Genomic DNA, 10,159 nt, shown 5'->3' on the forward strand with positions numbered 1-10,159 from the left:
GTGCATCGCGCGGAACAGGGCGGTCCGGATCGACCGGGCGTCGACGACCCTGGGCGCGGTCGGCGCATCGGTATCGACGTGGGGAGCGTCCGGATCGGAGTCGCCTCGAGCGACCCCGACGGGGTTCTCGCCACCCCGGTCGAAACGGTTCCCCGGTCGAAGGAACGCGGCCCCGACGCGCCGGATATCCGGCGCATTGCCGACATAGTCGAGGAATACGAGGCCGTGGAGGTTATCGTCGGTCTGCCGCAGACCTTGCGGGGCGAACGAGGCAAGGCCGCCTCGATCGCTACTGTGTTCGCGAAGCGATTGCGAAGGGCGGTGGATCCGATCCCGGTGCGGATGGCGGACGAGCGTCTGACCACCGTCACCGCCACGCGGGCGCTTCGCGAGAGCGGTGTCAGTGCGAGAAGCCAGCGTACGGTGATCGACCAGGCCGCGGCGGTGGCGATCTTGCAGGGGTGGTTGGACGAGCGGAGCAGGTCGGTGAATGCAGGGGATTCAGTCGGGGACAGGCAGCAACCGGAGGCGGGCCAGTGAGCAATCATCGGCGGCCGGCAGGGGAACAGCCTGGTTTCGACTATCCTCCCCGTGAACCGCGGCGACACCGCTATCTCGACGAAGACGAACCGGTCGAGTACGAGTACGAGTACGAGTCCATTCCCGAGCGCTCTGATTTTCCGGACCAGGCGGAAGCGGCCGAACTCGGTCACCACCGCACCGGCTACGACGATTCCGCGCTCGATGATCGTGTGTACGGCCACCACCAGCCCGGTCCCGACTACCTCGCGCGCCAGGATGCGGCCCACTCGGAAGCTGCGCACCACGAGCCCGTGCATCGCTACCGTGAGGACCCCCTCGACGAGCCCGCCCACGAGCACACGTACGACCGGTCCGCGTATGACCAGGAGGCGTATGGCGAGGCGGCGTATGGCGAGGCGGCGTATGGCGAGGCGGCGTATGACGAGCGCGAAGTTCACGAACGCGAGTACGACAGCCTGCCGGTCGATGACCATGTCTCCGTCGAGGGGCGACATGACGCACCGTACGAGAGAGCCGACGCCGCATTCGACGAGGCCGAAACCCAGGTCATCGCCGTCATTCCCGTTGAGCGTCCCGCCCCGCCGTCGCGCGTGCACGCGCGACGCGAGCAGAAGTCCCGCGGCCGGGCACGCAGGGGCAAGATCCTCGGAGCGCTGGCGGCCGCAGTCGTACTGGTCGTCTTGGCGGGAATGGTCTTCGTCGGCGGCAAGCTCTTTTTCGGTGGCCCGGACGCCCCGGCCGACTACACAGGTCCGGGCGGACCCGAAGTCGTGGTCCAGGTCCATGCGGGGGACACCGCGGAGGAGATCGCGTCCACGCTGGCCGAGCGAGACGTGGTGGCCAGCGGATCGGCCTTCTTCAACGCCGCGGTCCAGAACACTGCGATGAATTCGGTGCAGCCCGGTTTCTACAGTCTCTCGACACAGATCCCTGCCGTGGACGCCGTCCGAGAACTCGTCGATCCGGCGTCGCGTGTGGGCCAGATGATCATTTCGGAGGGCCGTCAGCTCCACGACACCACCGACGTGCAGACGGGTGCAGTGAAGAAGGGGATCTACACCCTCATCTCGGAGGCAAGCTGCCTGGGCGAGGCCGGGCAGGAACGGTGCATCAGTTACGACGAACTGAACATCGCCGGTGCGGGCGACATCGGCGCACTCGGGGTACCGGACTGGGCTAGAGATGCCGTTGCCGGCGTACCCGACCGGGACCGGCAGCTCGAGGGTCTCATCGCCGCCGGCAGCTGGGATTTCGATCCGACGGCCGGTGCTGCCGAGATCCTACGGAAGCTCGTGACCGAGAGCGCGGCGAGCTACGAGGAGACGGGCATCCTCACCGCGGGAAACGTGGTGGGCCTAACCCCCTACCGGATGCTCATCGCCGCGTCGCTGGTGGAGCGGGAGGCGATGCCCGAAGACTTCGCGAAGGTGGCGCGCGTCATCTTGAACCGGCTGGCGGTCAACCAGGCGCTGCAGTTCGACTCGACGGTCAACTACGCGCTCGACACGACGGAATTGGCCACCACCGATGCGGATCGGGCGACGGTCACCCCGTGGAATACCTACGCCAGCCCCGGCTTGCCGGCCACCCCGATCTCGTCGCCGAGTATCGCGGCCCTGCAGGCCGTCGAATCCCCGGAGCCGGGGGACTGGATCTATTTCGTGACCGTGGACGCGAAGGGGACGACGCTGTTCACCAAGAGTTATGAGGAGCACTTGTCCAACATCGACCAGGCGCTGAACAACGGGATCCTCGACAGTGGACGGTGACGTGAGGTCGGCACGCAAGGCTGCTGTCCTGGGAAGCCCGATCGCCCACTCCCGGTCTCCGCAGCTGCATCTCGCGGCGTATCGGGCGCTCGGACTGACCGACTGGACCTACGAGCGCATCGAGTGTGACGGGGAACGTCTTCCGGGTCTCGTGTCCGGTCTCGGCCCGGAATGGGTGGGCCTGTCGGTCACGATGCCGGGCAAGATTGCGGCGCTCGACTTCGCCACCGAGCGGACCGAGCGCGCGGTGACGATCGGCTCCGCCAACACGCTGGTTCGCATCGAGGGCGGATGGCGTGCGGACTGCACCGATGTGGACGGCGTCCGGGGTGCTTTGACCGCGGGCGGGATCGGCACGATTGCCGGAGCCGACGCCGTGGTCGTGGGCGCGGGCGGGACGGCGAGGCCGGCGCTGGTGGCACTCGCCGACATGGGTGTGAAGAGCGTCACCGTGGTGGCCCGGAACGAGGGTCGGGCCGCGGGCGCGCTGGCATGTGCCGAGGCGATCGGTCTCGAGGTTCGACTCCTCGGCTTCGACAGCCGCGAACTTGCCGCGCGGTGCGCCGGAGCGGCCGCCCTCGTCAGCACCGTGCCGTCCGCCGCAATCATCGACTGTGCGGATGTCCTCGGACAGGCGCCGTTCGTGCTGGACGCGATCTACGACCCCTGGCCGACACCGTTGGCCGCAGCAGTAGAAGCTGCCGGTGGAACGGTCGTCGGTGGGTTGTCGATGCTCCTCCACCAGGCCTTCGGGCAAGTGGAGCAGTTTACCGGCCGGCCTGCGCCGAGAGAGGCCATGGCGGCCGCATTGGGCTAGTTGTCCACAGGCCCCGGTTTCTCCACAGGCCAGGGGATTTCTGCAGGTCGTCGTCGACGAGGCTTCCCGTGCGCCGGTCACGCTGTGTCCATGTGGTTGCTTATCTCGGTCGGCGTACTCGCCGGCGCAGGCGCAGGATGGTGCGCGCGGCGTACGGCGAAGAGGTTCGTCGGCGACGCGGCCGTGCGACCCGGATGGTGTGAAAGTTCGTGCGCTGCGGGCGTGGCGGTCGCGGTGTGGTGCGGATCCTCGGGCCGGGAACCGGAACCCGCGTTGGTTCCTGTCGCCGTCCTGCTGGGATGGTGGTGCGTCAGCCTCGCCGCCACGGACTGGTGTGCGCGCAGATTGCCGAACATCCTGACTCTGCCCGGATTCGCGGTGGTCGTCGTCCTTGCTGGTATTTCCGGTCAGGCGCCGGCCGCAGTGATCGGGGGCGTACTTCTCGCGGCGGCGTATCTCCTTCTGTATCTCTGCGCGCCCGGATCGCTGGGGGCGGGCGATGTCAAGCTCGCGCTGGGTGTTGGCGCGCTGGCCGCACTGGGTGGGGGAGGAGCGTGGGTGTGGGCCGCCTTCCTGGCACCGGCGTTCACGGCCGCTGCGGGGTGCGTCGCACTGGTCAGGGCACGGTCGCGCCCTTCGCGCCGGGGGTCGGACGCGGCTTCTCCGACGAGTGTTCCCCACGGGCCGGCCATGTGCGCTGCGACCGTCCTCGCGCTGCTGGCCACGCACCTTCCGTGAGCGCCGTCTTCGGTCCGCGCCGGGTTGGGAGGACCACCGTCACTGCGGGTCGCGGCGACGTGGAAGGATATTGGTCGTGCTGCGCTGGATAACTGCCGGAGAATCCCATGGTCCCGCCCTCGTTGCGATGCTCGAGGGAATGGTTGCGGGCGTCGAAGTGACGTCCCAGGACATCTCGACTCAACTCGCGCGACGGCGTCTCGGTTACGGGCGCGGCGCACGCATGAAGTTCGAGGCCGACAAGGTCACCATCGTCGGAGGTGTGCGCCACGGTCGGACGCTCGGCGGGCCCATCGCGGTCGAGGTGGGCAACACCGAGTGGCCCAAGTGGGAAACCATCATGTCTGCCGATCCGGTGGATCCCGATCTGCTCGCCGATCAGGCGCGGAACGCACCCCTCACTCGACCGCGACCCGGGCACGCCGATTACTCCGGCATGCTCAAGTACGGTTTCGACGACGCCCGTCCCGTTCTCGAACGGGCGAGCGCGCGTGAAACCGCGGCGCGCGTCGCGGCTGCGACCTTCGCCCGCAACTTCCTCCGCCAGGTATTCGGCGTCGAGGTGCTCTCACACGTCATTTCCATCGGTGCGTCCGATCCGTACGTCGGTGTGGAGCCGACGGCGTTCGACATCGCGGCGATCGATGCCAGCCCAGTGCGCGCGTTCGACAAGGCAGCCGAGGAATCGATGATCGCCGAGATCGAGGCGGCCAAGCGCGACGGCGACACCCTCGGCGGGGTCGTCGAGGTGGTCGTGCATGGGCTCCCCGTGGGTCTCGGCTCGTTCATCAGTGGCGCGGATCGTCTCGACGCCCGCCTCGCATCGGCGCTCATGGGCATTCAGGCGATCAAGGGTGTCGAGGTCGGCGACGGTTTCGAGACAGCCCGCCGCCGCGGCAGCCAGGCACACGACGAGATGCGCCCGGGTCCCGATGGCATTCTGCGATCCACCAATCGCGCCGGCGGGCTCGAAGGCGGCATGACCAACGGTGAGGCACTGCGTGTGCGCGCCGCGATGAAGCCGATCTCGACCGTTCCCCGCGCCCTTTCCACCGTCGACATGTCGACGGGTGAAGAAGCCGTCGCGATTCATCAGCGCTCCGACGTGTGCGCCGTGCCCGCCGCAGGCGTCGTGGCGGAGGCCATGGTCGCACTGGTTGTGGCCCAGGCTGCACTCGAGAAGTTCGGCGGCGACTCCATTGCCGAGACGGCCGCAAACTTCGAGCGTTACGCCTCCGGTGTCGCTGCGCGGCTCGCGCGATGACCGCCCCGTCCGCCGTCGAAACGAGGCGGTGACGGGCCGTGGCACCGAAAGCTGTGCTCGTCGGCCCCCCGGGAGCGGGCAAGTCGACCATCGGCCGACGTCTTGCGCAGGCCCTCGACCTGCCGCTCTTCGACACCGATGCGGCGGTCGAGGAGGAAGCGGGGCGCACCATCGCGGAGATCTTCGTCGAAGACGGCGAGCCCGCATTCCGTGCCCTCGAGGAGGAGATCGTCCGCAAGGCGATCGAGAGTTCCGAGGGTATCGTCTCGCTCGGAGGCGGCTCGATACTGTCCGAGCGCACTCGGGCACTCCTGAAGGGCCACACGGTGATCTATCTGGAGATCAGCGTGGGTGAGGGCCTGAAACGGACAGGAACGAGCACTGCACGTCCCCTGCTCGCCGGTGGCGACCCCCGCGAAAAGTACGCCGAGTTGATGCGCAGACGTCGGCCGTTGTACCGCGAGGTGGCGTCCATTCGGATACGGACGGACGGACGTAGCCCTGCGCGGGTGGTGCAGCAGTTGGTCGCGAAACTTGCCGGATGAGGTGCGACCCCGGCGGAACAGGTGATCCGAGAACATCGGACGAGACGGAGCGGAGCAGACGGTGACCGAACCGGTACGTGTACAGGTGCAGACGGCACACCCTTACCCGGTGATCATCGGGCGTGGTCTGCTCGGTGAGCTGGTGGACGAGCTCGCCGGAACCAGGACGGTGGCGATCTTCCATCAGCCGCCGCTGGCCGAAACGGCGGAGGCAGTGCGGGCGGCACTCGCAGAGAAGGGCATCGACGCTCACCGGATCGAAATTCCGGACGCCGAGGACGGCAAAGATCTGGCCGTGGCCGGCTTTTGCTGGGAGGTGCTCGGCCGGATCGGACTCACCCGCAGTGACGCCGTCGTCTCCCTGGGCGGCGGCGCGGCCACCGACCTCGCCGGATTCGTCGCAGCCACCTGGATGCGCGGAGTGCGGGTGGTCCATGTGCCGACGACCTTGCTCGCCATGGTCGACGCCGCGGTCGGCGGAAAGACAGGAATCAACACCGAGGCGGGCAAGAACCTTGTCGGTTCGTTCCACGAGCCGTCGGCCGTGCTCATCGACCTCGTGACACTGGAGACCGTGCCCCGCAACGAGATCGTCGCCGGGATGGCGGAGGTCATCAAGACCGGATTCATCGCCGACCCCGTGATCCTCGACCTCATCGAGAGTGATCCCGAGGCGGCGCTCGACCCGACCGGGTCCGTGCTGCCGGAACTGATCAAGCGTTCGGTGGAGGTGAAGGCCAAGGTTGTGGCGGCCGATCTCCGCGAATCCGATTTGCGGGAAATTCTCAACTACGGGCACACGCTGGGTCATGCGATCGAGCGGCGCGAGCGCTACCGCTGGCGTCACGGCGCCGCGGTGTCGGTCGGACTGGTGTTCGCGGCCGAGCTCGGCCGTCTGGCCGGCCGGCTCGACGACGAGACCGCCGATCGGCACCGCCGGATCCTCGAACTGGTCGGGCTCCCCACGACGTACGACGCGGACGCGTTCGGTCAGCTGGTCGAGGGAATGCAGACCGACAAGAAGAATCGCGCCGGCGTGCTGCGGTTCGTGGTTCTCGACGGACTGGCAAAGCCCGGACGTCTGGAGGGCCCGGACCCATCCTTGCTCGTCGCGGCGTACTCGGCCGTCGCACGCGAGGAGACCGCCGGCGGCGCGGTCCTTCTCTGACCCAGGAACACGACACTTCTCTGATGCCGAGACACGCCGCGGCGGAGGCGAGCACCCTGCTCACCTCCGCCGCGGCGGCGTCTTCGGACCAGACCGACCCGTGCGGTTACTCGCCGCGTTTCGGCTCTTCGGGGTTGCGCTTGCCGAGGTCGACGGGTTCCTGCCAGGTGGTGTCCTGCCCCTCGCCGGCATCGAGGTCCGAGGTGTCCTGGCGGTAGTTGTGTACCGGTTCGAAAACCGCAGTGTCGGCATCGGGATCGGCGTAACCGGTCTGGTCGTACGTCCCGTCCGGATAGTGCTGCCCATAGCCGTTGTCGTCGGCGACAGCAGCGGCTGCCGTACCTCCCGCTGCTGCGCCTGCCGCCGATCCGGCACCCCGCCGGGCATCTCGGTCGCCGCCACGCCCCTGCGATGCCTTCTTGGCGTCACGCCCGGCAAAGAAACGGCCCAGGAAGACGGCCAGCATGGCCGGAACGAAGATGAGCAGGACAGTGAAGGCGGCACCGGAGGTGATTTCGAAGAAGAACGAGTTCTGCGTGACGTTGAGGGAGGGCAACAGATCGGCCAGCCAGCTGCCGACCCCCGCAACGATGCCGCCGAGCAACGCTGCCTTCAGCCACAGCATGGTGAGGTCGGCACCCTGGTCGGGGTCCGGGTTGCGATGCCGGTCCCGGATGCCGTCGATACCCGCCCAGATCAACGCCACCAACACCACGACCAGCAGAGCCACCCACCTCAGGATCGAACCTTGGAGGGGCCACTGTGTGATTGCCGCACCGAGCAACACACGAACCAAAATATGTATCAGGGCCATCCCGAGGCCGCGTACCACCCACGCATTCATGGGCACAGCGTAACGAGAAGGTTTTCCGGCGTGTGGTCTAACCCACAGACGCGCTGTCTGCAACCTGTTCTCACCGCCGATGGTGGTCGATCTCGGCGCCGTCGCGCGGGTCGTGTCCCTCGTCAGCGGGGCGGGTGGCAATGCCGGTACGTTTGCTGACATGCCTGCTGATCATGGTTCGCGGCGCGCGGCACTGCGCGCGGCGCTCGCCGCCCGCGATCTCGACGCACTTCTCGTGACGGACCTGGTGAACGTGCGGTACCTCACCGGCTTCACCGGGTCCAATGCCGCAGTGCTCGTCGACGCGGCGGACGCCGACGGCGCCGAGAAACGCACGGTGATCTGCACGGACGGGCGCTACCTCACCCAGGTGGCCGAACAGGTACCCGACCTCCGGGCCGAAATCGCCCGCGCCAGCGCCGCCCACCTCGTCGAGTCGGTCGCCCGCCGGACGGCGTCGTCGCTCGCCTTCGAAAGTCATGTCGTCACGGTGGACGAGTTCGCCGCGTGGTCGCTGCTCGCCCCCGATACGCGCCTGGAACCGGTTCCCGGGCTGGTGGAGGAGCTGCGCATGGTGAAGGACGACTACGAAGTGGCGTTGCTCCGGGCGGCGTGCACTGCCGCCGACGCCGCGCTCGCCGACCTTCTCGAGCGTGGCGGACTCCGGCCGGGACGCACTGAGAAAGAGGTGGGGCGCGAGCTCGAGGCTTTGATGCTCGATCACGGTGCCGACGGCATTTCGTTCGAGACGATCGTCGCGGCGGGTGCCCATTCGGCAATTCCCCACCACCGTCCCACTTCGGCGGTGCTGCAGCGCGGCGACTTCGTCAAACTGGATTTCGGGGCCGAGGTCGGTGGCTACCACTCGGATATGACGCGCACGTACATCCTCGAACAGGCAGCCGAGTGGCAGCGCGAGGTGTACGCCCTGGTCGCTCGCTCGCAGGCGGCCGGATGTGCCGCCCTGCGGCCGGGCGCCGAGGTCACCGCCGTCGACGCGGCAGCCCGCAGCGTGATCGAGGAAGCGGGCTACGGAGAGCTGTTCCTGCACGGGCTCGGGCACGGCGTCGGCCTGCAAATCCACGAAGCACCCGGAATCGGCAAGCTGGGCACCGGTACACTTCTGGACGGTGCGGCGGTGACCGTCGAGCCGGGCGTGTATTTCTCCGGGCGCGGAGGCGTGCGGATCGAGGACACGCTCGTGGTCCGGGAGCAGGGTCCGGAGCTACTCACCCTCACCACCAAAGACCTGACTGTCGTGTAGACGGTTTCGACCTTATCGAGGAGACGCGAAGCAAGTGGCTTCCACTAGTGATTTCAAGAACGGCCTGGTCCTGCAGATCGAGGGCCAGCTGTGGACGATTATCGAGTTCCAGCACGTCAAGCCGGGCAAGGGCCCCGCATTCGTGCGAACCAAGCTGAAGAACGTGCTGTCGGGCAAGGTCGTCGACAAGACCTTCAACGCCGGCGTCAAGGTCGAGACTGCCACCGTCGACCGACGCGACATGACGTACCTCTACCACGACGGCAGCGACTACATCTTCATGGACGGTGACACCTACGACCAGATCTCGATCAACGAGGCGACGGTCGGCGACGGTGCACGCTTCATGCTCGAAAACATGGCGGTCCAGGTTGCCGTGCACGAGGACGTCCCGCTGTTCGTCGAGCTGCCCGTCACGGTGGAGCTCGAGGTCAAGCACACCGATCCGGGTCTGCAGGGCGACCGCTCCACCGGTGGCACCAAGCCCGCCACCCTCGAGACCGGTGCCGAAATTCAGGTGCCGCTGTTCATCAACACCGGCGACAAGTTGAAGGTCGACTCCCGCGACGGCAACTACCTCGGGCGTGTGAATTCCTGAGTGTCCGGTACCCATAAGAAGCTCGGCGCACGGCACAAGGCCCGTAAGCGCGCCGTCGACTTCCTCTTCGAAGCGGAAGCGCGCGACCTCGACCCGGTCGATCTCGCGACCGAGCGGGCGGACATGTCCGGCAAGGACGAGTCCGTTGCGCCCGTCGCTCCGTACACCGTCACCGTGGTCACCGGCGTGGCCGAAAACCTCGACCGGATCGATGCGGTGATCTCCTCGCACCTGCAGGACTGGACGCTCGAGCGGCTGCCGGCGGTGGACCGGGCGATTCTGCGGATCGCCGTGTGGGAGCTGTTCCATGCCACCGATGTCCCGCCGGTCGTGGCGGTGGACGAAGCGGTGGAACTGGCCAAACAGCTTTCCACCGACGACTCGCCGGGATTCGTCAACGGCGTCCTCGGCCAGGTGGTGCTGGTTGCCCCGCAGGTGCGGTCGGCTGCCGCGGCCACCTCCCGGCGTGTCGAACCAGGAAGCGACGAGCCGGACGTTCCGCGTTCGTAGGTTGATCTGCCTCACTCCGGTCCCGCGGCGTCCCTCAGGCCGAGCGGCGGGCGGGAACCGGAGGCCGGGGCCCCGGCCTGGCGCAACTCGGCGCGCTGC

Annotated in this window: 11 protein-coding genes; 10 read left to right on the forward strand and 1 reads right to left on the reverse strand. The window is 67.6% G+C overall.

Features of this window, described 5'->3' with window-relative positions:
* From ruvX to aroB, 7 genes are all read left to right on the forward strand, one after another.
* Positions 1 to 540 carry a Holliday junction resolvase RuvX gene (gene ruvX / locus L1080_RS09580; protein ID WP_109330305.1) on the forward strand — a complete coding sequence of 180 codons (540 nt, stop codon included), beginning with the start codon at positions 1 to 3 and terminating at the stop codon, positions 538 to 540.
* Positions 537 to 2,312: an endolytic transglycosylase MltG gene (locus L1080_RS09585; protein WP_250773423.1), complete on the forward strand. Its 1,776-nt coding sequence runs from the start codon at positions 537 to 539 to the stop codon at positions 2,310 to 2,312. The genes ruvX and L1080_RS09585 overlap by 4 nt, the downstream gene beginning before the upstream one ends.
* Before the next feature lies 1 nt (position 2,313).
* Entirely contained in the window at positions 2,314 to 3,129 is an 816-nt protein-coding gene (locus tag L1080_RS09590) for a shikimate dehydrogenase (RefSeq protein WP_374434552.1), read from the forward strand.
* 90 nt (positions 3,130 to 3,219) lie between these two features.
* The gene (locus L1080_RS09595; protein ID WP_250773421.1) at positions 3,220 to 3,867 is read left to right on the forward strand and encodes a prepilin peptidase; all 648 of its coding nucleotides are present in this window, start codon (positions 3,220 to 3,222) and stop codon (positions 3,865 to 3,867) included.
* 76 nt (positions 3,868 to 3,943) lie between these two features.
* The gene (aroC, locus tag L1080_RS09600; protein WP_109330297.1) at positions 3,944 to 5,131 is read left to right on the forward strand and encodes a chorismate synthase; all 1,188 of its coding nucleotides are present in this window, start codon (positions 3,944 to 3,946) and stop codon (positions 5,129 to 5,131) included.
* 38 nt (positions 5,132 to 5,169) lie between these two features.
* The gene (locus tag L1080_RS09605) at positions 5,170 to 5,676 is read left to right on the forward strand and encodes a shikimate kinase (protein WP_159922701.1); all 507 of its coding nucleotides are present in this window, start codon (positions 5,170 to 5,172) and stop codon (positions 5,674 to 5,676) included.
* A 61-nt stretch (positions 5,677 to 5,737) separates the two neighbouring features.
* Entirely contained in the window at positions 5,738 to 6,844 is a 1,107-nt protein-coding gene (aroB, locus tag L1080_RS09610) for a 3-dehydroquinate synthase (RefSeq protein ID WP_109330293.1), read from the forward strand.
* A gap of 106 nt (positions 6,845 to 6,950) precedes the next feature.
* Here the strand turns inward: aroB and L1080_RS09615 are convergent, their stop codons facing one another.
* The gene (locus L1080_RS09615) at positions 6,951 to 7,688 is read right to left on the reverse strand and encodes a B-4DMT family transporter (RefSeq protein ID WP_250773418.1); all 738 of its coding nucleotides are present in this window, start codon (positions 7,686 to 7,688) and stop codon (positions 6,951 to 6,953) included.
* A gap of 160 nt (positions 7,689 to 7,848) precedes the next feature.
* On the opposite strand from L1080_RS09615, the gene L1080_RS09620 reads away from it, so the two are divergent.
* Genes L1080_RS09620 through nusB form a run of 3 tightly spaced genes read left to right on the forward strand, consistent with a single transcriptional unit; the run spans position 7,849 to position 10,060 of the window.
* Positions 7,849 to 8,952 carry an aminopeptidase P family protein gene (locus tag L1080_RS09620; RefSeq protein WP_250773417.1) on the forward strand — a complete coding sequence of 368 codons (1,104 nt, stop codon included), beginning with the start codon at positions 7,849 to 7,851 and terminating at the stop codon, positions 8,950 to 8,952.
* A 34-nt stretch (positions 8,953 to 8,986) separates the two neighbouring features.
* Complete coding sequence (efp, locus tag L1080_RS09625) at positions 8,987 to 9,550, forward strand: elongation factor P (RefSeq protein ID WP_109330289.1); 564 nt, start codon at positions 8,987 to 8,989, stop codon at positions 9,548 to 9,550.
* Positions 9,551 to 10,060, forward strand: a complete 510-nt coding sequence (gene nusB / locus L1080_RS09630) for a transcription antitermination factor NusB (RefSeq protein WP_250773416.1) — start codon at positions 9,551 to 9,553, stop codon at positions 10,058 to 10,060.
* The last annotated feature ends 99 nt before the right edge of the window (positions 10,061 to 10,159 follow it).

Origin of the sequence: Rhodococcus sp. MSC1_016, from assembly GCF_023667485.2 — a bacterium.
Taxonomy (GTDB): Bacteria; Actinomycetota; Actinomycetes; order Mycobacteriales; family Mycobacteriaceae; genus Rhodococcus_F; species Rhodococcus_F oxybenzonivorans.